General features: G+C 33.5%; 25 protein-coding genes and 1 riboswitch. Of the genes, 24 read left to right on the forward strand and 1 reads right to left on the reverse strand.

Going from position 1 to position 20,853, the window contains the following annotated elements:
• The first annotated feature begins 2 nt into the window (after window positions 1-2).
• A riboswitch (cyclic di-GMP riboswitch) is annotated at window positions 3-86 on the forward strand.
• 111 nt (window positions 87-197) lie between these two features.
• The 18 genes from LKE46_RS04630 (at window position 198) to LKE46_RS04715 (ending at window position 15,641) form a co-directional block, all read left to right on the forward strand.
• Window positions 198-1,208 (forward strand): galactose ABC transporter substrate-binding protein, encoded by a 1,011-nt coding sequence (locus tag LKE46_RS04630; RefSeq protein ID WP_291718895.1) that lies wholly within the window; start codon window positions 198-200, stop codon window positions 1,206-1,208.
• Window positions 1,209-1,241: 33 nt separating this feature from the next.
• Entirely contained in the window at window positions 1,242-2,948 is a 1,707-nt protein-coding gene (locus LKE46_RS04635) for a methyl-accepting chemotaxis protein (RefSeq protein ID WP_291718897.1), read from the forward strand.
• Window positions 2,949-3,113: 165 nt separating this feature from the next.
• A complete protein-coding gene (locus LKE46_RS04640; RefSeq protein ID WP_291718899.1) occupies window positions 3,114-4,412 on the forward strand; it encodes a glutamine synthetase family protein in 1,299 nt (432 codons plus the stop codon).
• A gap of 38 nt (window positions 4,413-4,450) precedes the next feature.
• A complete protein-coding gene (locus LKE46_RS04645) occupies window positions 4,451-5,269 on the forward strand; it encodes an alpha/beta fold hydrolase (RefSeq protein WP_291718901.1) in 819 nt (272 codons plus the stop codon).
• A 95-nt stretch (window positions 5,270-5,364) separates the two neighbouring features.
• Window positions 5,365-6,051: a DUF421 domain-containing protein gene (locus LKE46_RS04650; protein ID WP_291718903.1), complete on the forward strand. Its 687-nt coding sequence runs from the start codon at window positions 5,365-5,367 to the stop codon at window positions 6,049-6,051.
• 263 nt (window positions 6,052-6,314) lie between these two features.
• Window positions 6,315-7,475, forward strand: coding sequence for a putative heme d1 biosynthesis radical SAM protein NirJ1 (nirJ1, locus tag LKE46_RS04655; RefSeq protein WP_291718905.1), 1,161 nt, complete (start codon window positions 6,315-6,317; stop codon window positions 7,473-7,475).
• A 17-nt stretch (window positions 7,476-7,492) separates the two neighbouring features.
• Window positions 7,493-8,506 carry a putative heme d1 biosynthesis radical SAM protein NirJ2 gene (gene nirJ2 / locus LKE46_RS04660; RefSeq protein WP_291718907.1) on the forward strand — a complete coding sequence of 338 codons (1,014 nt, stop codon included), beginning with the start codon at window positions 7,493-7,495 and terminating at the stop codon, window positions 8,504-8,506.
• Window positions 8,496-8,948 carry a siroheme decarboxylase subunit alpha gene (gene ahbA / locus LKE46_RS04665; RefSeq protein WP_291718909.1) on the forward strand — a complete coding sequence of 151 codons (453 nt, stop codon included), beginning with the start codon at window positions 8,496-8,498 and terminating at the stop codon, window positions 8,946-8,948. Before nirJ2 ends, ahbA begins: the two co-directional genes overlap by 11 nt.
• Window positions 8,949-8,956: 8 nt before the next feature.
• Entirely contained in the window at window positions 8,957-9,424 is a 468-nt protein-coding gene (gene ahbB / locus LKE46_RS04670) for a siroheme decarboxylase subunit beta (RefSeq protein WP_291718911.1), read from the forward strand.
• A 22-nt stretch (window positions 9,425-9,446) separates the two neighbouring features.
• Entirely contained in the window at window positions 9,447-9,767 is a 321-nt protein-coding gene (locus LKE46_RS04675; protein WP_291725567.1) for a putative heavy metal-binding protein, read from the forward strand.
• Between the two features lie 141 nt (window positions 9,768-9,908).
• Window positions 9,909-10,472 (forward strand): HMA2 domain-containing protein, encoded by a 564-nt coding sequence (locus LKE46_RS04680; RefSeq protein ID WP_291718914.1) that lies wholly within the window; start codon window positions 9,909-9,911, stop codon window positions 10,470-10,472.
• Between the two features lie 11 nt (window positions 10,473-10,483).
• Window positions 10,484-10,846 (forward strand): HMA2 domain-containing protein, encoded by a 363-nt coding sequence (locus LKE46_RS04685; protein WP_291718916.1) that lies wholly within the window; start codon window positions 10,484-10,486, stop codon window positions 10,844-10,846.
• A 12-nt stretch (window positions 10,847-10,858) separates the two neighbouring features.
• Window positions 10,859-13,060, forward strand: coding sequence for a heavy metal translocating P-type ATPase (locus LKE46_RS04690; protein ID WP_291718918.1), 2,202 nt, complete (start codon window positions 10,859-10,861; stop codon window positions 13,058-13,060).
• 1 nt (window position 13,061) lies between these two features.
• Complete coding sequence (locus LKE46_RS04695; RefSeq protein ID WP_291718919.1) at window positions 13,062-13,895, forward strand: hypothetical protein; 834 nt, start codon at window positions 13,062-13,064, stop codon at window positions 13,893-13,895.
• Between the two features lie 13 nt (window positions 13,896-13,908).
• Window positions 13,909-14,214, forward strand: coding sequence for a hypothetical protein (locus LKE46_RS04700; RefSeq protein ID WP_291718922.1), 306 nt, complete (start codon window positions 13,909-13,911; stop codon window positions 14,212-14,214).
• A 122-nt stretch (window positions 14,215-14,336) separates the two neighbouring features.
• Window positions 14,337-14,672: a YnfA family protein gene (locus LKE46_RS04705; protein WP_291718923.1), complete on the forward strand. Its 336-nt coding sequence runs from the start codon at window positions 14,337-14,339 to the stop codon at window positions 14,670-14,672.
• Window positions 14,673-14,884: 212 nt separating this feature from the next.
• Complete coding sequence (locus tag LKE46_RS04710; RefSeq protein ID WP_291718924.1) at window positions 14,885-15,136, forward strand: hypothetical protein; 252 nt, start codon at window positions 14,885-14,887, stop codon at window positions 15,134-15,136.
• Between the two features lie 166 nt (window positions 15,137-15,302).
• Window positions 15,303-15,641, forward strand: coding sequence for a hypothetical protein (locus LKE46_RS04715; RefSeq protein ID WP_291718925.1), 339 nt, complete (start codon window positions 15,303-15,305; stop codon window positions 15,639-15,641).
• 85 nt (window positions 15,642-15,726) lie between these two features.
• Here LKE46_RS04715 and LKE46_RS04720 read toward each other — a convergent pair whose 3' ends face one another.
• Window positions 15,727-17,022: a hemolysin family protein gene (locus LKE46_RS04720; protein WP_291718926.1), complete on the reverse strand. Its 1,296-nt coding sequence runs from the start codon at window positions 17,020-17,022 to the stop codon at window positions 15,727-15,729.
• 732 nt (window positions 17,023-17,754) lie between these two features.
• Here LKE46_RS04720 and LKE46_RS04725 point away from each other — a divergent pair.
• The 6 genes from LKE46_RS04725 (at window position 17,755) to LKE46_RS04745 (ending at window position 20,846) form a co-directional block, all read left to right on the forward strand.
• Window positions 17,755-17,877, forward strand: a complete 123-nt coding sequence (locus tag LKE46_RS04725) for a hypothetical protein (RefSeq protein ID WP_291718927.1) — start codon at window positions 17,755-17,757, stop codon at window positions 17,875-17,877.
• 84 nt (window positions 17,878-17,961) lie between these two features.
• On the forward strand, window positions 17,962-18,327 hold the full coding sequence (locus LKE46_RS04730; protein WP_291718928.1) for a hypothetical protein: 366 nt from the start codon (window positions 17,962-17,964) through the stop codon (window positions 18,325-18,327).
• Window positions 18,328-18,343: 16 nt separating this feature from the next.
• Entirely contained in the window at window positions 18,344-18,529 is a 186-nt protein-coding gene (locus tag LKE46_RS17685) for a 2-dehydropantoate 2-reductase N-terminal domain-containing protein (RefSeq protein WP_363316035.1), read from the forward strand.
• 57 nt (window positions 18,530-18,586) lie between these two features.
• The gene (locus tag LKE46_RS04735) at window positions 18,587-19,309 is read left to right on the forward strand and encodes a ketopantoate reductase family protein (RefSeq protein WP_363316033.1); all 723 of its coding nucleotides are present in this window, start codon (window positions 18,587-18,589) and stop codon (window positions 19,307-19,309) included.
• 270 nt (window positions 19,310-19,579) lie between these two features.
• Complete coding sequence (locus LKE46_RS04740; protein WP_291718930.1) at window positions 19,580-20,329, forward strand: hypothetical protein; 750 nt, start codon at window positions 19,580-19,582, stop codon at window positions 20,327-20,329.
• On the forward strand, window positions 20,322-20,846 hold the full coding sequence (locus LKE46_RS04745; RefSeq protein ID WP_291718931.1) for a QueT transporter family protein: 525 nt from the start codon (window positions 20,322-20,324) through the stop codon (window positions 20,844-20,846). The genes LKE46_RS04740 and LKE46_RS04745 overlap by 8 nt, the downstream gene beginning before the upstream one ends.
• The last annotated feature ends 7 nt before the right edge of the window (window positions 20,847-20,853 follow it).

Genomic DNA, 20,853 nt, shown 5'->3' on the forward strand with positions numbered 1-20,853 from the left:
GTGTATAAATTGGAAATGAGGAAGAATTCTCTGTATATGGGCGCCTTGAGAATTTGGAGTTAGTGGTGCAACCTGCCAATAATCAGTTTAAAAACTGATTATTGGTTTTTTAATTTTTACACCAAAAATATTAACCTGAATTTAATTAAATCTATATAAGTGTATGTTAAAAATATAATTAAGGGAGGAGAATTAAAATGAAGTTATGTATTAAAATACTAATGATTATTGCATATGGCTTCCTGCTTGTCAGTTGTTCCTCTGCTTCAAAGGAGGCAAATATTACCAAAATTGGAATAATAGTAGGGAAATTTGACGATGCATGGAGAACAAAAGTTCGCAATGAGCTTTATAAATTATCTGAAAATAAATCGAATAAACCAGAGCTAGAAATATGGAATGCAGATAATTCACAAAAAACAGAAAATGAAAAAGTAGATGCTTTAATTAAAGACAAAGTTAAAGTTTTAGTTGTAAATCTTGTTGAAACAAAAAGTGCTGGAGAGATTATAGAGAAAGCAAAAAAAGCAGATATTCCTGTCGTATTTTTTAATGTTGAACCTTCAGAAGAAGATATGAACAAATGGGATAAGGTTTACTATATAGGAGCCAGGGGCCAGCAGTCTGGAACTATGCAGGGTCAGATTCTTGCAGACTATTTTAAAAGAAATCCTACCAAGGATGGGATCATAAGATATGTAATGATAAAGGGACCAGCGGGCAATCTGGATTCAGTAGAACGTACAAAATATTCTGTTGATACTCTAAAAAAGAATGGCTTTAAGGTACAGCAAGTCGGAGAATATTACGCTGACTGGGAACGGGATAAATCTCAAAAGCAAATGGAAAAACTTCTTGGTTCTCGAGGTATAAGTACTGACTGTGTAATTTCTAACAATGATGACATGGCTCTAGGTGCAATTGATGCACTTAAAAACGAAGGATATTTTAATAATGGAAAATATATGCCTGTGGTAGGAGTCGATGCCAACAGTAGTGCTGTGAGTTTGGAAAAGGACGGATATTTACTTGGTACAGTACTTAACGATGCAGAAGGACAGGGGAAGGCAATTTTTGATCTTGCGGGGATATTGGCCAATGGACAAAATCCAGATAAAAGCAGCTTCAACAATAAACTTACAGATGGGAAATATATATGGGTGGATTATAAAATCATTACAGCTCGGAATTTAATTGATGCAAAATAGATATTAAATTGCTGAATTTTGGAGGTTATTATATTGTTTAAAAATGCTAAAATAAGGGTGAAACTTCTCGTTGGTTTTGGAAGTATACTTGTGGTAATGTTGGTTATGATGTTTTTTGTCTATTACAATTTTAATGAAATAGGAACAAGCCAAAATAAAATTATAAATAATGTTATTCCTATGGACAAGTTAGTTAAACAGATTAGTACTGAGCTGGTCAGGGAGGAAACGGGAGTACGCGGTTACATTGCCAGTGATGGAAATGAAGAATATTTAGAATCATATGATGAAAGCCGAAAAAACATAGATAAAAGTTTGAAGGAGCTTGAAAGCTATTACGGAGATTATCAGGATATAGCAGTGATTGTGGAAAACGAGGAAATACCAAATATTAATGTTATAAATGCACATTTTGATTCTCAAATTCAACTTGTGAAGACAGGAAAATTAAAAATAGCAAAAGATAGGCTGGAAGACGGGAAAGTTTATATGGAAGCCTGCAGATATGTGGAAAATAAGTTAGACAATAAAATGAGCAATATAAATGACGAGGCGCTGGATAAAAGCAAAACAGCGAATTTTCAGGGGAAGTGCATTATGGCAGTAATGTTTTTAATCTGTCTTGTAATTAGTATAGGGATTACTCTATTTTTTTCTTACATGATTGCAACACAAATAAATAATAGCATTAAGTCCTTGAAAGCCATATCGGATGGGAATTTATTGATGGATCCAATCAAAGTGGATTCAAAAGATGAATTTGGACAATTAGGCAATGCAATTAATTCGCTGCAGAATTCTATGAAGGACATCGTTACTACTATAATAAAAGAAACTGAAAATGTAAACAGAGCAATAAAAATATCAAATGAGGATGTAGCAGATCTTACAGTCAAGCTTGAGGATATATCTGCTACAGTGGAAGAACTGTCTGCTGGAATGGAAGAAACTTCATCTTCTACTGAAGAGGTCAATGTATCAGCTTCTGAATTTCAAAAAGCAACAGAATATATTGCAGACAAAGCTCAAGACGGGGCTAGGTCTGCAGAGGAAATCAGCAGAAAAGCTGTTGCTTTGAAAAATAGTTCTGAGGGACTCCAGATGGATGCAAATGAAACGGGTTTGCGTATGAAGAAAGTTGTAGACAATGCCCTGGAAAAAGCAAAGGAAGTTGAAAAAATAAAGGCTTTATCAAATGCAATACTGAAAATATCCTCCCAAACCAATCTATTAGCTTTAAATGCTGCTATTGAATCCGCCAGAGCAGGAGAAGCGGGCAAAGGATTTTCTGTAGTTGCCGAGGAAATTAGAATGCTGGCAGAAAGTTCTGAAGAAACTGTGAAGGAAATACAAAAAACTATTAATATAGTATTTGAAGCCGTAGATAACCTTTCCAATGCATCAAAACAAACATTGGAATATATTGAGACAAAGGTAGTTAAAAGTTATGAGGAAACTGTTGCAGTAGGAAAGAATTATGATAAAGATGCCATTTATATTAATAATCTGGTATCAGAGTTGAGTACTATATCCCAGAAACTTTTAGCATCAATAAAAACAGTGAATGAAGCCATAAATGATATCTCAAAAGCGAATGTTGAAGGTGCAAATGGAACTAACAATGTTGCAGAAAAGATTTTAAAAATAAGGAATAGATCAGAGGAAATAAAAGGTCAAGCTTCTCATATTAAAGAAAGCTCGGATCTATTAAAAAGTGCTGTCCTTAGATTTAAAGTCTGATTACTTGCATACATCCAATTTTTAATGATATAATAAATAAAAATATAATATTTATATGTATTTAACTGTGACCAACTAGTAAACTGGAGGTCAATTGCATTTTCTATTTGAGAATGTAATTGACCTCTTTATTTATGTATCAACCAGCTGAAAGGATAGATTGATTTGATAAATGAGATAAAAAAGATTATAGAAGAAAAGCAAATTCATACTGTGGAAATAGTACATTCTGATACCCTGGGGATGCTAAGTGGGAAAATGGTTCCTGTGAGAAGTTTTCTAAAAAATTATGACAAGGGTTTCGGAGTATGTAAAGCCTCTCTAGGATGGGATATACAGGGTGATCTTTTTGGAGGAGTTGAAATTTCCGATTTTAAAACGGGATGCCCTGATGTAATAGTAAAGCCTATTCTTTCTACTTTTAAGGAAATACCCTGGAGAAAGGAAAGTGCTTTTGTATATGGAGAAATTTATGAAGAAAGTGGAGAGATTTTTAAATTAGCACCTAGGGAGGTACTGAAGCAAATAATAAAAAGATATGTAGATATTCAATATAGACCTTTGGTGGGAGTAGAATTGGAGTTCTATTTATTTGACGGTGAAAAAAAGCAGCTAAACCAGGGAATTCATGCATATTCGCTGAGTAAGTCGTTAGAATTAGAATATGTGCTTGGTGAAATAAGAAATGATTTGGAAAAGTTTGAAATAAACATTGAAGCCACACATAGTGAATATGGTCCTGCCCAAATTGAAATAATACTTGAATATGGTGATGCCCTGGATGTTGCAGATAAAACTATACTTCTTAAAGGAATTGTAAAGGAAGTTGCTAGAAAGCATGGGCTTTATGCTACTTTTATGGCAAAGCCATTGGAAAAAGAGTCTGGAAGTGGACTTCATATACATCAGAGTTTATGGGATCTGGGATTAAAAAATAATATATTTACCCAGAATAAAGAGATTGCAGAGCAATACATTCAGGGATTAACCAGTACTTCTGGAGAATTCATGGTATTCTCAGCACCATCTATCAATTCCTACAAGAGATTTAGCAGAAATTCATTTGCACCTTTGAATGAATCATGGGGTTATGATAATCGCACAGCAGCTGTAAGAGTGCTTTTAAGTAGTGGGAATATAAGCAGATTAGAGCAAAGAATGGGTTCTTCAGATGCAAATCCATATTTGGCAATTGCAGCAAGTCTGGCAGGAGGATTGTATGGATTGGAAAATAAACTAAATCTATATGTAGATGAATCTGATGATGCATATCAGGGCAAAAGCAGGCCTCTTCCAAAAACTTTGGGACATGCTTTGAATTGTCTTGAGAAAAGTGAAGTAGCAAAAAAATATTTTGAAGAGGATTTTATAAAACTAATTCTTCAAATTGGAAGGAATGAAGTTCAGCTTTATGAGGAGTCCGTTACAGACTGGGAATTTAACAGATATTTTGAGTACAGCTAGAACATTACAAAATCATATTGAAATGGAGATGGAAATAATTGAGTGGAAATTATCATTATTTTGAAGTCGAACCTGATACGGAAATTTACTATGTAGACAAAGGTAAGGGGACACCTATGGTTTTTGTGCCCGGCTGGACATTCACTTCCGATGCTTTTGAACATCAGATTGATTATTATTCTGAAAAATACAGAGTTATTGCTGTTGATCCGAGAAGTTACGGTAGATCTAACATAGTTTCGCATGGAAATGATTATGACACTCATGCAAAAGATCTTATAAAGCTTCTGGATCATCTTGAATTAGAGAATATAATTTTAGTTGGCTGGTCATTTGGTGGTCTGGTAACGTGGGGATATATCGAAAGATTGGGATTATCCAATGTAAAAGTATTGGTGAATATTGATGTTACACCAAAACAAATATCTACAAATAAGGATGATTGGGTAGGAGGGGAAATTGATGAAATATCAAATAATTATACATACAATATGAATTCAAATAGAAGTCTAAGAGATTTCATGCTGCCTTTTGCCAGTGAATTTATGACTGAACGTGAACTTTCTGAAGATGAAATCAATAAGATAATAAAATATTCTATACGAACACCCTATTATATAGCTAGAGAATTGTATGCAAGTGGCATGTTTTCAGATAAAACTGAAATAGCCAAATTAGTGGACAAATCCATACCTTCCTGTATGTTTATTTCAGAGCCTAGAGCTGATAAGGCAGTTCCCTTTATGAAAAAGTATTTTCCACATACTAAAATATTTGTTCTGGGGCGGCATATGATGTTCTGGGAATATCATGATAAATTCAATAAATTATTTGACAGGTTTCTTGAAAGTATTTGAAAAATTTTAAAATAAGTCCTTATAGAAAAATGAATATATATTGATCCAAAGGTCAATATATAAATATTGTAATGATTATATAAGGGGTTATACTTATGATAAGAAAAATTATAGAAACGGTTTTTAGAAGTTTCTCTATGTATATTCTTTTAGTAATATTAGGGAGAATTATTGGAAGAAAATTAATATCAAGGATAACATTTTATGATTTTATAGTTGGCGTTACCATTGGATCCGTTGCAGTAAGAATAGCATTGGGTGCACAAGAATCGCCAATTTTAGCCGTAATTTCATTAATTGTTATTAGTATATTAGTTGTTATAACAGATTATTTAAGTACTAAGAGTTTTAAATTTAGAATACTGTTGGATGGAGAGCCGGTTATAGTAATAAGCAATGGAAAAATATTGGATTATAATTTAAAAAAAATGAAAATTCCACTAGATCAATTAATTATGCAATTAAGAGAAAAAAATATATTTAATATAGATGATGTAGAGTTTGCAATTATAGAAAGTGATGGAGAACTGACGGTTCTTCCTAAAACAAATAAACAATTAATAACAGTTGAAGATTTAAATATTCAAAGGAAATATACTGGCTTGACAAATGATATAATTATTGATGGTAAAATAATGTACAATAATTTGAAAGCTGCTAATCATGATGAACTATGGGTTAAAGAACAACTTGAATATTATAATATTTACGATATAAAAGAAGTATTTTATGCTGGCTTAAATTCAGCAGGAGTTTTATATATTTCCACAAAAACAAAATAACTTTATAACCTGTATTAATATGTTCTTAACAATAGTTTAACAGTTAATACTTTATTTGGCAATAAATTACATATATAATAATGTATGTCCTAAGGAAAAATACTTAGAGAGAAAAGTAGGCATTTGATTAGCTATCAGGTGCTTATTTTTTTTATTTACAAATGAGAAAGTTAAATTTTAGTAAACTTATAAATAATTTTTTAAATTGATGTTATACTAATTACCATAATGAATAATTTTTAGAGTTGTAGGGAGTTAAAGTCATGATAGGAATATCTAAGTTATTGTGTAAAACTGAGAATTTTGGAGACAAACTAAGGTACATAGAAGGGGCCAGCAAACAAAAAAATGGCGTCAGTGCAGGAAGAGGACCTGTAGTTGTGTGGAATTGTACTAGAACCTGTAATTTAAAATGCAGGCACTGTTATGAAAATTCTGATTGCAGAGTGTATAAAAATGAACTAAATACACGTGAAGCGAAGGAGTTTATTTGTGAACTTAAAGAATTCAAGGTTCCTGTATTGATATTTTCAGGAGGCGAGCCTCTTCTGAGGGGCGATTTATTTGAACTGCTTCAATATGCCAAAGATTGCGGTATCAGAAGTACCATTTCAACTAACGGTACTCTTATTGACAGAGAAGCTGCAGATAGGTTTAAACAGTGTGGAGTTGGATATGTTGGTGTAAGTCTTGATGGAATTGGGAAAAAACACGACGAATTCAGGGGCGTAGAGGGTTCTTTCCATAGAGCGTTAAATGGAATCAGAAATTGCAGGGAAGCAGGTCAAAGGGTAGGATTGAGATTTACTATAAGTAAAGATAATTATGACCAATTGGAGAATATATTTTATCTTATTGAACGTGAGAAAATTGACCGTGTATGTTTTTATCATCTGGTATATTCGGGAAGAGGAAGTTCTATGATTGATGATGATATATCACATGATCAGGCAAGAGAAGCAATGAAATTAATTATGGATAAGGCCATTGAGTTGAAAGATAGTGTGGAAATACTTACCGTAGACAATCATGCGGATTCGGTTTATCTCTATTTGAGGATAAGAGATATGTACCCTAAACTTGCAGACGGTGTTCTCCGGATGATAAAATTTAATGGTGGGAATCGTTCGGGAATAGCCATTGCAAATGTAGATTATAGAGGGAATGTTCACCCTGATCAGTTTACACAGCAATATATCCTAGGAAATGTAAAGGACAGGAAGTTTGGAGACATATGGACAGATACTTCAAATCCCATCATGAAGGGACTGAAAAACAGGAAATCACTGCTCAAGGGGAGGTGCAGCAGCTGCAGGTGGATTGATATGTGCAATGGCAATTTCAGGTCAAGGGCAGAAGCTGTAACAGGAGATTTCTGGGGATCAGATCCTGCTTGCTATCTGACTGATGCTGAAATAGTTTAAGGGGGAAAAAATTTTTTATGATTGTGTCATGGAATACTACTAATAAATGTAATATGTACTGTAAGCACTGCTATAGAAATTCTGGAATTGAGGTTCAAAATGAGTTGAATACCAGGGAGGGAAAATCACTTCTGGATGAAATAGCGAAAGCGGGATTCAAAATAATGATTTTCTCTGGTGGAGAACCTCTTATGCGTCCGGATATATATGAATTGATAAGGTATGCATCAGAAATTGGGCTTCGGCCGGTTTTGGGAAGCAATGGTACACTGATAACTGTAGAAACAGCCATGAGATTAAAGGATGCAGGAGTTATGGGAATAGGAATAAGTCTGGACAGTCTGGATATGAAAAAACATGATACTTTTAGAAATTACAAAAATGGCTGGAATAAAGCAGTTGCTGGAATGAAAATTTGCAGAAAAGTTGGCCTGCCATTTCAAATACATACAACTGTAATGAACTGGAACAAGGATGAGATATCAGATATAATTGATTTTGCAGTCAATATTGGAGCATCCGCCCATCATATATTTTTTTTGGTACCTACAGGAAGGGGAATTAATATAGAAAATGAGATGCTGGGCAGGGAAGAATATGAAAAAACCTTAAAGAATATAATGTTGAGACAGAAAGAAGTGTCTATAGAATTAAAACCGACCTGCGCCCCCCAGTTCACTAGAATTGCAGCTGAGAATAATGTCAAAACCAGGTTTAGAAAGGGATGTCTCGCTGGAACAAGTTACTGTATTATAAGTCCGCGTGGAGATGTTCAAGCCTGTCCATATATGGATGCTTCCGTAGGCAATATAAGGCAGATTCCATTTAGCAGGATATGGAGTGAAAATTCAGTATTAAAAAAATTGAGAACCTCGAATTATAAAGGAAAATGTGGAAGCTGCAGCTATGGAAAGATATGTGGAGGATGCAGGGCACGGGCGGCTTTTTACAGTAATGGTGACATTATGGCTGAAGATATATGGTGCTCATATTCGGATGTAGAAGAGGAGAAAGTAAACAGTGGACAGTGAAAGTGCTGAAATACTCAACCTGCTGCAGGAGCAATTTCCACTTGATGACAGGCCATTTCTAAAAATTGCCCATAAACTGAACATTACCGAAAAGAAGGTCATTGATACAGTTAATAAATTGAAAAGTGATGGGTATATAAGAAGAATAGGGGCAATACTGGATTCTCGGAAATTGGGATATTTTAGCCTTTTATGTGCCATGAAGGTACCGTGTGACAGGGTATGTCAAGTAGTAAAGTTTATAAATGCTTATAAAGGTGTTACCCATAATTATGAAAGAGACAATCCATATAATATATGGTTTACAGTTATAGCATCATCACAGGAGGATATAAGAAATTTTTTAAAGAGTGTCAAGGACTATACAGGTATTGAAGAAATACTAGAATTGCCGGCGGTAGATGTATTCAAAATCAGGGCCAGTTTTTTTATCAAGGAGTGATCAATTATATGCTGAGTGATTTAGATATAAATATCATTAGGAAAATTCAAGGAGAAATTCCAATTGTACCGGAACCGTATAAGCAAATATCCAGGGAGCTTGGAATTCCCAAGAATTTATTGTTGAAGAGAATTGAAAAATTATTGGATAGGGGTGTCATCCGAAGATTTGGTGCTGTTGTAAATCATAGGAATGCCGGATTTATGGCAAATGCAATGGTGGTATGGAAGGTTCCAGAGGAGAAAATCAGAGATGCGGTTGATACCATGACGATATTTGCAGAGGTGAGCCACTGTTATAGGAGATCTGTCCCTCAAAATTGGGCGTACAATATATTTACAATGATTCATGGGAACACAAAGGGTGACTGTGAAAAGGTAATTGAAAAAATTTCGAAAGAAATTGGTATTTCCGATTATGAAATATTATACAGTACCTGTGAATTTAAGAAAACGAGCATGAAATATTTTGATTAAAATAATAATTGGAGGTAATGAGATAATTGTGACGACAACAAACACTGTGGAAGGCAGGAGAATAATTGAGTACAGAGGCATTATTTTTGGTGAAGTAATTTCCGGTGTAGACATAGTCAAGGATATTGCGGCAGGACTTACCAATTTTTTTGGCGGACGTTCAAAATCCTATGAAGGTGAACTCATACAGGCCAGGGAAGAGGCTCTTATGGAACTGCAGGACAGAGCAACTGCTGTGGGAGCCAATGCAGTTATTGGAGTTGATATTGACTATGAAGTGCTTGGTCAGGGAGGAAATATGCTTATGGTTACAGCATCTGGAACAGCTGTAGTGATTGAATAGTATTCATAAGATAAAAATTTAGATGTTATTGCAGCGAAATAATATACCACATATGATATTGATTATCAATATCATATGTGGTATATTATTTTTATCAGCATATTTTATCTGTTCAGTATAAATATGGAGGAGGTGGAATTTTTGAAAAATAGTCGCATTTTGTTTGGAATACTGACCGGTGCATTTTTAGGGAAAAGTATTTGTAAAAATGGAAGGACTGAACCTTGTATTGGAGGAATTAGAGATGTGGTTGAAATAAGACATTTGATTCCTGGAAGGGTTAGATTTTATGTGCCTTCTATAAAAGATAAAGATTCATCAAAAGAAAAGATAGCAGCTATTCTTCAAAATGTAAAATCCATTAAAAGTATTTCTGTAAATATTAAAACATGTTCAATAGTAATAAGTTATGATGTTGACCAGGATATTACACCTGAAATTTTAACAGGAATAATAATAAAAATACTTGATTTGGACAAAATAATAGAAGAACAAAAGGAGCCTTTAATATCAAAAGAAATAGGGCGACTTAAAGAAGCCCTTGATTATTCAGTGTATAAACAGACAAAAGGAGCCTTGAACTTTGCTGTTTTGATCCCATTGTTTCTTACATCTTTTTCCTTGAAAAAAATAGTTTTTGAAAAAAGTAACATAAAGCCAAATCCATACAGCATGCTCTATTGGGCTTACAAGTCATTTTTTTAAAAGGATTGGAAATGAGCTTAAGTACAAAGATTTTGATGACATTTTTTAAAGTAAAAATAGTGAGCAGTATCAAGGGGCGTATCAGGATAAACATACCAAATTTAAGACTTTATCTGAACAAGGCAAATCTTAAAAAAAGTGACATGGAAAGATTGCTGAAGCTGGTGAGAGGAATTAACTCTGTAGAAATAAATCTGTATACGGGAAGTGTTTTGATTCTATATGATCCGTATGTATTGAATGAAAAAAAGATAATGAATATAGTGGATCATGTGGTTAGCAGTGTTGCATCTAATATGGACAAGCTCCAGGACAGTAAAATTAGTATTGAACAGCTGATAAAAGAAAATGTCCAATTTTTAGACAGCGAGTGAGGTGATAATTTTATGAGGAAAGAAAGACCTTTGCTAAAGTGCAGTATAGTACATAGTATCAGGGGAAGGATTAGAATACGATGCAGGGCAGTGAAATATCTTTCGAAATACAGAAAGGACATAGAGAAAAATATTAGAAATGTTTCTTATATAAACAGGGCAAATGTTGAAGTTATAACTTCAGGAGTTCTTGTATACTATGATTTTGAGGTTGTAGATGCAGATGAAGTCAGAGAAATTATTGAATCCATTATCGCAGATTATTCCATACCAGCCTATCAGAAAGAAAAAAAAGAAAGAAGTAAAATGATTGTAGAGGAAAGAAGGCTGGATAATGAAAACAGTGATGAACTGCTAAAGCGACTTGCTGTAACTATAGGTGGACTTGCAACCCACAGGCTTACGGGTGACATTGCACTTATTTCCGGCATAGGATTTTTGTCGCGGTTTACGAATGTATCCTCTATTTTAAGCTTGGTTTTATCAAGACCCATTATAAAAAGTGGTATAAAATCCATAGTTAAAGCAAAAAGGCCGAATGCAGATACTCTTACAGCTACCTCCATAATTGTGGCGTTAATGACGGGAAGAGGGTTTTCCGCACTGACAACCATACTTTTATCTGACATTGCAGAATATCTGACAGTTTGTACCATGAATAAAACAAAGAAGGCAGTAAAAGATATGCTGGATACAGGTGAAAAGAACGTATGGAAAAGAGAACCGTCCGGCAATTTTGTAAACATACCTTCTTCGAAAATTGAAACAGGAGATATAATTTTGCATCAGAGCGGTGATAAAGTAAGTATAGATGGTACTATCGTAAAGGGATCTGCCGTGATTGACCAGTCAATGATTACAGGTGAGTTCATGCCGGAGAGTAAAGACGTTGGCAATAGTGTATTTGCAGGCACAATAATAAAATCTGGAAGTATACTTGTAAGGGCTGAAAAAATCGGAAGCAATACTACTGTTTCGAAAATTATAAATATGGTAGATGATGCAGCCAATAACAAAGCGCAAATTCAAATATATGCAGATAAATTTTCCGCACAACTTATACCTTTGAATTTCATCCTGGCTGGAATTGTATACATGTCTACAAAGGACATAACTAGGGCACTTAATATGCTTATAATAGATTATTCCTGTGGTGTAAGACTGTCTACAGCAACTGCATTGTCAGCTGTCATACACACCTCGGCAAAAAACGGTGTACTGCTTAAAGGTGGAAATATAGTTGAAACCATGTCTGAAGCTGACACTATAATTCTTGACAAGACAGGTACGATGACCGAGGGAAAACCGAAACTTGTGAGCATAATTGCAAATGGTGATCTGTCCAAGAAGGAACTTGTTGAATTTGCAGGGGCAGCCGAGGAAACTTCTATACATCCTCTTGCACATCCTATTCTGGAAAAAATCAAGAAATCCGGCTGGACTATTCCAGAGCATACCGAGCCAGTTGTCCATATTTCAAGAGGCATAGAAACGAGGGTAGATGGAAAAGTAATAAGAGTTGGAAATGCAAAATTTATGAATGAAAATAATATTGATTTAGGAAATATTGAAAATGAGGCAAACCGACTGGTGGATAGAGGAGAAAATGTGCTGTTTGTATCAAGAGATGATAATATAATCGGGATACTTGGAGTACACGATACTGTAAGGGGAAATATGAAAAAAGCAATAAACAGGCTTAGATATCTTGGGTTTGATGATGTGAAACTGCTTACGGGAGATCTGAATTATCAGGCTGAAGCCGTTGCAAGTAGAATGGCCATGGATGGTTATGAATCAGAACTTCTTCCAGAGGACAAGGCAAGATATATATTGAACTGCCAGAGTGGTGGTTCTAAAGTGATAATGGTGGGTGATGGAATAAACGATGCACCTGCACTGGCATTTGCAGATATAGGTATGTCCATTGGAAGCACCAAGACAGATATTGCAATGGAGGCTTCAGATGTTACGATAACAAGTGACAACCCGCTTTTGATTCCATCGACTGTAGTTATTTCGAGAAGGGCAATGTCAATAATAAAGCAAAATTTTGCAACTACCATTGGCGTGAATACAGTAGGGCTATTTCTTGGAGCAATAGGTGTACTCCCTGTATTCTGGGGAGCAGTACTGCATAACCTTACAACAATACTTGTGGTTATGAATTCCGGAAGGCTTTTATTCTATGATTTTGAAGGAGGTAGAAGGTAATATGATAAACTGCAGTATAAATCTTGTACATCATCTGCCTGGACGTCTGAGGTTGAAAACTTCCAGACCTCCCATAAAAATAGAAAATATGGTGAAGGAAATTTCAAGCCATTCAGGAGTTGAAAATATAACATTTAATCCCGCTTTACGATCAATTCTGGTATACTATAATCCATCTGAAATCGATGCTGTTGAAATAATGTTGAGGATAGCAATATATTTTTCTGTGGAGTTTGGAATGATACCCATAAATCTGATTGTTGAAAAAAGCAAGACTGTTTTTAGCAGAATAGACAATTATACTCTGATGTCTCTGTTTCTCTCCTGGATTTCAAGGATGATAGATACAAAACCCGGGATATACAGGATATTGAATTACAATGCAGGTTTGAGTACTTTGCTGTCTGTTGTAAAACATGCTGTAAACGAGACAAGGTCTTCCGGGACACCGCATCCGGAAGCAGTATCCATTATATATCTTCTCGGAGAATTTTCAAAAAATAACATTCTGTTGGCTTCCACTTTAACCTGGATAGCTACTTTTGCAAGACATCTTGTTTCCTTTGATTCGGACAATGTAACCATTCAGGCATTCAAAGTTTCAGGCGGCAGGGAAAATGAAAGTTATTATGATGTGGCAGTAAAGGAATTTAATCCGTTGGGTGGAGGTTATACTTCCATTGAATTTTTAGAGGACATAATAAGGCATGTTTTAGGTGTAGTAGGCCACAATAGATCATCCATGATGAACAGAATAAAAAATATCTCATTAAAACATGGTGATATATTGGAAGGATTGAAATACAAAGAAGAAATGATATTTTTAAGATTATAGGGAGGAATTTAAAATGATAATTACAAAAGAACATCTGGTTGGATTTGCTGCAGGTGTTGGAGTATCTGCTGCGACATATTATGTGTACAAGAAAAATCAGGTAAAGGTAGATGATTTTATTGAAAAGCACAAGATAGCAGTGGACAGTCATTCGGACAGGCCTTATGAAGAATTGAACCTTGAAGAATTGATGTTTGAGAAAGAAAGGATAGAGGATTTAATTGCTGAAAAGGAAATGGTGGTAAAAGAGCAGGTTGTCAAGCCAAAGGAAAATGATGAAAAAGTGGATTCACCTGATGAAACTTCACAGGAAGTTTGATATTAAATACCCAAAACTTTTATAAATAAAAGTCGACAGCTATTCAGAAGTTATTTTTCTTCTTGATAGCTGTACTGCTAAAATCGATGGCTGTGACAATGAAAATATGAGGAGAATTGTCATTGGAAATACTTAAATCAATATTTTATTTTATACTAGCAGGGATATTTGAAATAGGCGGAGGTTACCTTGTATGGTTATGGCTGAGGGATGGCAGAAGTATATTGTTTGGTTTGGCAGGAGCCACAAGTTTAATAATATATGGAATAATACCAACGTTACAGCCTCCAGGCTTCAATTTTGGCAGGGTATATGCAGCTTATGGAGGTATTTTTATTGTCCTCTCAATTTTGTGGGGATGGAAAATAGATAATGTAATGCCAGACAGGTTTGATTTGATCGGGGGAGCAATTGCTTTAATTGGCGTATTGGTAATTATGTATGCTCCGAGAGGATAAAATTTATTGGCATTTTTAAGAGCTTTGGAGAAATCCACAGTTCTTTTTTTATTTTAAAATAATTAACCAGGATACCTGATATGGAAAATGTTATCGGTATTGATTGAGATAAAGAACAATATACCGGCTATTTAACTAAATTAATTAGTGGGGCAGACAGATATGCTGCAACAAAGCTGGGTACAGACTTTATTGAAAATGGAGGTAAATAAATGGCGAAATATAGAAAAAGATCCGTTGTAATTGAAGCTGTTCAATGGACAGGTAAAAATATAGATGAAATAGCTAAATTTATGAGTAGTAATGGGATATATTGTTATAAAAATAATAAATTAATGATTGTAACCCTGGAAGGTGTCCATGTTGCCAGTATAAATGATTATATTATAAAAGGCGTGAACGGTGAATTTTATCCATGCAAACCGGATATATTCAAGAAAACCTACGATTTTGTATCAGATTAAAATTATGCTAGCTTAATAACGTTAATCCTGGGTCATTGATTTGATCCAGGGTTTATCTTTATGTAATTATGCACTGTATAGTTTAGATGTCTATGTTGACTTTTCGATTGAATTAATCTATACTAAATCAGATGCTTTTGGCATGACTAAGGGCGGGGTAAGTAAAATGATCAAACGGTTGCAAGTTAAAAATGCTATTGTACCGTTTAAAAAGCCAGACAATAACAAGAATATTTATTTTGAACTAACTGAGAAGGGCAAAAAAATATCTAAAAGGCATCAGGAAATTCATAAAAAATGGAAAAATCGAGACTCTGAAATACTTGCAAAATTAAAAGATAAAGAAATCCGTCTCGGTAAAATAAAAAGTGGAATCAGAACAAATTTATATTATTTAGCAAACTCATCGAAAGGCATTGAGTGTAAAGCCTGTGGGTCTAAGGCACCATCAGCTTCAGCAGACCAGACCAAGCAGCACGACAACTCCGACAAGCCAGCTCAATAGAAACAATTTTAACCCCAGGCCAAATTAATGAACCCAGGGCTTATAAAAATTTATTTTAAATAATAGGTGGATTTTATTTTTATAATTATTCTTTAGGTAATTTTTTAACCAATATCTTGTTTATCCTTTTACTGTTACATTTTAATATAATAAAATTATAGTTATTATAAATGATATTATCGTTTGTTTTTGGATATGATTTTAATTGTGAATAAATCCATCCACCAATAGTATCAATGTTTTCAACTTCAATATCTAGATTTAACAGTTCGTTTACATCTTCTATAGGAACTTTTCCATTAATAATATAGTTATTATCTTTAGTCCTATTTATTTCATTTTCATCTTTATCAAATTCATCTTGTATTTCACCAACAATTTCTTCCAGTACATCCTCAATAGTTACTAATCCAGATGTACCTCCAAATTCATCAATAACTATAGCCATTTGTGATTTTTCACTTTTAAATATTTTTAATAAATTACCTATTGACATGAATTCCGGGATGAATTTAACTTCTCGAATAATATTTTCAATATTTTTATCATTACCTTCAATCTTCTGCCTGTATAAATCTTTAATATGTATAAAGCCAACAATATTATCTTTATTGCCTTTACATACTGGATATCTAGTTAGATGTTTTTTTAAAGTAAATGATATAATATCATCAAATGAATCTTCTATAAATATACATACCATGTCAGTACGAGGCATCATTATTTCTTTTACATCCTTATCTGAAAAGTCAAATATATTATCAACAAATGTTAACTCGGTTTTATCGATTAAACCTTGTCTGTAACTGTCTTTAGCTAGTAGTTTTATTTCCTCATCAGTATGAGCTGCATCATGCTCGTCATTCTGTGAAATCCCAAATATTTTCAAGACCAAATTGGTACTATGGTTAAAAATCCACATTATAGGATATGTTAGCTTATAAAACATTATAAGAGGGAATGCTGTATACATAGCTATTTTTTCTGCATTTATAATTGCTAATGATTTAGGTACTAGTTCACCAAGCACAATATGAAATGCTGTTATAATTGAAAATCCTAGAATGAATGAAATAGAGTATATAGCACTTTCTGGCATATTAAATAAATTAAATATTGGTATTAAAATATGTGAGACAGTAGGTTCTCCAATCCATCCCAAGCCTAAGGAGGCTAAAGTTATTCCCAGCTGACATGCAGATAAATATAAATTTAGATTTTTGATAACTACTAGAATATACTTGGCATTTTTGTTTCCTTCAAGGGCTAATGTTTCTATTCTAGATTTTCTAACCTTTACCATGACAAATTCTGTAGCCACAAAGAAAGCATTCATAAAAATCAGTAAAAATACAATAATAGTATTTATTAAAATAGTCATATATTCTTACCCCATTTTGATGTCACTGTATTTATTTTTTTATGTGGCAAAGATGATTTTGAAAATATAAGAAAATTATTTATATATGACCCAATATAACTTAAGACATTTTGTGATCTTGTAATATTGGTATGCGCCGGGTCGGGCTCTGATTGCATTAAATATTCCTCCTTAAAATATAAAATTTTTTTATTTATAATATAAATATATTATCATATGATTAAAATTTTTACCATAAGAAGATGAAATAATATGAAATACGTGAAGAGGCAAGGTGTGATATATTCTGGTATATTGAAATATACTACAATCAACCGGAGAAGGAATCAGACAATTGGCTATAAGATACCATCTTAGTTAAGAAAAGAGCTTAATATATTTAAACAATGTATACAACTATAAATGTTTATCCATTAGTTGGAAATATTTTTATTTGGGTTATGCTAAAATTGTGAAGATTTAATATGCTTGACATTAAGTAGATTAAATGTTATACTTAATAAGCTACATAAAGCTAGTTACTCAGATAATCATGCAGAATGAGAGTTTTCTGCATAGTAAAGGTGAAATTATGAATATGGTTTTATGCCTGTAGTTGTAGGACATGTAAAATATAAATACAACAGCCAATAAATTTTTAGATATCTATTGATTTAGGTATCTTATTTTTTATATAAAAATAAATTTTATGGACTAATGCATCCTTGTTAGTTTTGATAAGAGGTGATTTGTTTGGGACGTAAAGGTAATAAAGGTAGAAAGAAAGAATTGACTGATTTCAGCTATTTACTTGATAAAGATGAAGGAAAGAATGACAGCAGTGAAATAAAGGAAAATGATAAGAAAGAGAAATAATTAAAAAAATAGATCTTATTAGGATTTGTAACTTCAAAGCAGGCATCCATTATTTGGGATGCTTATTTTGTTTTTACGAAAGGTATGGAAAATGGAAAAAATGCAGTTGAAATACTTTCCGATTTTTTACAACAGCAAAAAAGTGAATTACTAAATATTAAGACTACAATTAGAACAGCTGTATATGAGTTTTTTTTATTTCATAAAAACGATGTTTTGGATGATATATTAAAGCAAAATTACACTGAAACAGTATCTGTCATTTCTCAAATTCTTAATTATGGGATTTCCAGGAATGAGATTACCAGGTTAACTTCCAATGATGTAGAAAAATTTGCAAATCATATTATTGCTTTATTGGAGGGGTTGAGCATATTGACTTTGAGCAAGCAAATATCATCTAAGTTAATAGATGAGCAGTTGGATATAATTATAAAGGATTTAATATAACTTAAGGGGATAACTTATGAATATTTTAGTTTTGGGTTTGGGAGTTATTGGCACTACATATGCCTACATCTTGAAAGAAGCAGGCCATAATATTGAGCATTTCATCAGGAAAAATAAAATAGAAAAAGTAGGTTCAACAATAAATATAAAACTTCTTGATGGAAGAGAAAACCCAAAGGGTGTTGAGAAGAGGGATTCCTAGTCGGTAAAAATAGTACATTCTGATAGTAGTTACGATTTTATTATTGTAAGTGTATCTATGGGAAAATTGGAGTCGGCGATCGAAACCTTATCTCAAAACAATATCAAGGGGACTCTCTTTTTATTATGCAGTATATTGGACAGCAAGGAAAATATTGATAAAATAGTGGGAGACTATTCATACATATTGGGTTATCCAGTTGCAGGGGGTACAGTTACCAATAATTTGCTAAATTGCGTTTTATTCGACCATATTATGCTTGAAAGTGAAGAAAATACAACTATCTCAAATTATTTTGCGCTTATTCAGATATTAGGTAGTGCAAATATAAAAACAGAATATCCTGATAGCATGCTTGAATGGATATGGATTCATATGGCAATCAACGCGGCAGTAATCTCAACAGGGGCAAAATATGCTGGCTATAATAATTCAGAAAAAGCTGCTGAATCTCTTATGAGCAGTACAAAAGCATTGTCAGAGACGGTTCTTGTGATACGTGAAACCATAAAAATTGTGGAGGCAAGAGGAGTAGACCTGAAAAAATATAAAAGTGAGATTCTGCCATACAAAATTCCATCTAAAATTGCTGGATTAGTTATGAAAAGAATGTTTGCTAATAATGAACTTACCCGAAAAATAATGCAACTTCACAGTAATGTTGATGACCTTGTTTACGTCTGTAAAAGTGTCTATGCTTGTGGTCATCAACTTGAAGTAAAAGCCCCTCTGTTCTATAAAGATTATCAAATTTGTTTAAGAAATTTACAGATAACATGATACCTAGTTTCTATAATGCATATTTTAATAGCATTTCACAGTATTTAAGAATAGATAGGAAAAATAAAAAACGTTGAAAAACCTTGATTTTACAGACTCTATAGCATATAATAATATTTGTAAAATCAAATATGACAGTTCGAAACCATCCTGTCTATAAACAAAACTATGGATTTAACTATGTAAGAATATAGTTTATTATTAAAATGGCAGAGAATATCTCTGCCATTTTTTAATGTCAGGATCGATTCCGAGTTCAAGGAGGAAAAGATGATTGAGCTACAAAAATTAAAAAGGTATGGACAAGTCTCAAAAAGACTGCCGAGAGAAGTGATTCTGTTGAGGGGAAGCGGGTGTTCATGGGGAAACTGCATATTCTGTGATTATCATATGGATCAGGCTTCAAGTGCCTTGAGAAATCATGAATTAAATCATAAGGTACTTGAAAAGGTTACAGGTAAGTATGGTGTGCTTCAGGTAATGAATTCAGGAAGTGCCAGTGAGCTGGATACAGTTACCGTATTTGAGTTAGTCAGATTGTGCAGGGAAAAGAATATAAAACAGCTTATTATGGAAAGTCATGTCAAATATGAAGATGATATAAAGTTATTCAGGGAACAATTTGCACCTGTTGAACTAAAATTTATAGTGGGGGCTGAAAGCTTTGACATAGATTATAGGGAAAATATTTTAAAAAAAGGCATAGGAAATAGAAAAGTATCTGACTTTGATAATTTTGACTGGGTAAATCTTCTTTTTGGCATGGAGGGACAGAGAATTGAAAGACTTGAGGAGGATGTAGGACTTGCACTTAAGTATTTCGAAAGAGTTACAATAAATATATTCTGTGAAAATACAACGGAAGTAAAAAGGGACAATGAACTTGTAGAGAAATTTTACAATAGCAGATTGTTCAAAAACCTTCAGGATACTTATTACAATCGTGTTGAAGTGCTTGATGATATAGATGAAAGATGTAATGCAGATCTTGATGGAGTTGGAGGAAAAATAAATGAGTAGAACAAATAAAATGGTAAAGGTATCTGTGGTTGCTGCAATATATATAGTTTCAACTATTGCACTTGGGCAGCTTTCCTATTGGGGTCCTATAGGATTTAGAATAAGTGAAATGCTTAATTTTCTTGCTTTTATAGATCCATTTTACATAATATCATTGACCATAGGCTGTGCAGTGGCAAATTTTTACAGCTTTAGTATAGTGGATGTATTTGTAGGAAGCTTTGCCACACTTTTAGCTACCTATGCTATGTGGAAAACAAGGAGTATGGCCGTTTCAATTGTATGGCCGGTTTTGGGAAGTGCATTTATAGCAGCAGAACTTCATGTACTGTATAAAGTACCTTTCTTTTATACTTTTCTTACTCAGGCGGTGGGCGAATTGGCTGTGATGATTTTGGGGTACTTTGTATTTAAAAATATATTCAGAAATTCTGCGTTTCTTGATAAAATAAGAATAAAATCCAATAATGATAAGATTGATAAAGTTAAATCGTGGAGGAAACGTTTATGGAATTAGAACCTGA

The sequence above is a fragment of the Clostridium sp. genome (assembly GCF_022482905.1).
In the GTDB taxonomy this organism is placed as follows: Bacteria; Bacillota; Clostridia; order Clostridiales; family Clostridiaceae; genus Clostridium_B.

Excerpts from the sequence above, each read along its gene's own strand:
- LKE46_RS04735 (WP_363316033.1), top strand. The coding sequence starts at position 18,587 with ATGGGAAAATTGGAGTCGGCGATCGAAACCTTATCTCAAAACAATATC.
- LKE46_RS04700 (WP_291718922.1), top strand. The coding sequence starts at position 13,909 with ATGATAATTACAAAAGAACATCTGGTTGGATTTGCTGCAGGTGTTGGA.
- LKE46_RS17685 (WP_363316035.1), top strand. The coding sequence starts at position 18,344 with ATGAATATTTTAGTTTTGGGTTTGGGAGTTATTGGCACTACATATGCC.
- LKE46_RS04715 (WP_291718925.1), top strand. The coding sequence starts at position 15,303 with ATGATCAAACGGTTGCAAGTTAAAAATGCTATTGTACCGTTTAAAAAG.
- ahbB (WP_291718911.1), top strand. The coding sequence starts at position 8,957 with ATGCTGAGTGATTTAGATATAAATATCATTAGGAAAATTCAAGGAGAA.
- nirJ2 (WP_291718907.1), top strand. The coding sequence starts at position 7,493 with ATGATTGTGTCATGGAATACTACTAATAAATGTAATATGTACTGTAAG.
- LKE46_RS04685 (WP_291718916.1), top strand. The coding sequence starts at position 10,484 with ATGAGCTTAAGTACAAAGATTTTGATGACATTTTTTAAAGTAAAAATA.
- LKE46_RS04650 (WP_291718903.1), top strand. The coding sequence starts at position 5,365 with ATGATAAGAAAAATTATAGAAACGGTTTTTAGAAGTTTCTCTATGTAT.
- LKE46_RS04740 (WP_291718930.1), top strand. The coding sequence starts at position 19,580 with ATGATTGAGCTACAAAAATTAAAAAGGTATGGACAAGTCTCAAAAAGA.
- LKE46_RS04720 (WP_291718926.1), bottom strand. The coding sequence starts at position 17,022 with ATGACTATTTTAATAAATACTATTATTGTATTTTTACTGATTTTTATG.
- LKE46_RS04710 (WP_291718924.1), top strand. The coding sequence starts at position 14,885 with ATGGCGAAATATAGAAAAAGATCCGTTGTAATTGAAGCTGTTCAATGG.
- LKE46_RS04630 (WP_291718895.1), top strand. The coding sequence starts at position 198 with ATGAAGTTATGTATTAAAATACTAATGATTATTGCATATGGCTTCCTG.
- LKE46_RS04695 (WP_291718919.1), top strand. The coding sequence starts at position 13,062 with ATGATAAACTGCAGTATAAATCTTGTACATCATCTGCCTGGACGTCTG.
- nirJ1 (WP_291718905.1), top strand. The coding sequence starts at position 6,315 with ATGATAGGAATATCTAAGTTATTGTGTAAAACTGAGAATTTTGGAGAC.
- LKE46_RS04690 (WP_291718918.1), top strand. The coding sequence starts at position 10,859 with ATGAGGAAAGAAAGACCTTTGCTAAAGTGCAGTATAGTACATAGTATC.
- LKE46_RS04730 (WP_291718928.1), top strand. The coding sequence starts at position 17,962 with ATGGAAAATGGAAAAAATGCAGTTGAAATACTTTCCGATTTTTTACAA.
- LKE46_RS04745 (WP_291718931.1), top strand. The coding sequence starts at position 20,322 with ATGAGTAGAACAAATAAAATGGTAAAGGTATCTGTGGTTGCTGCAATA.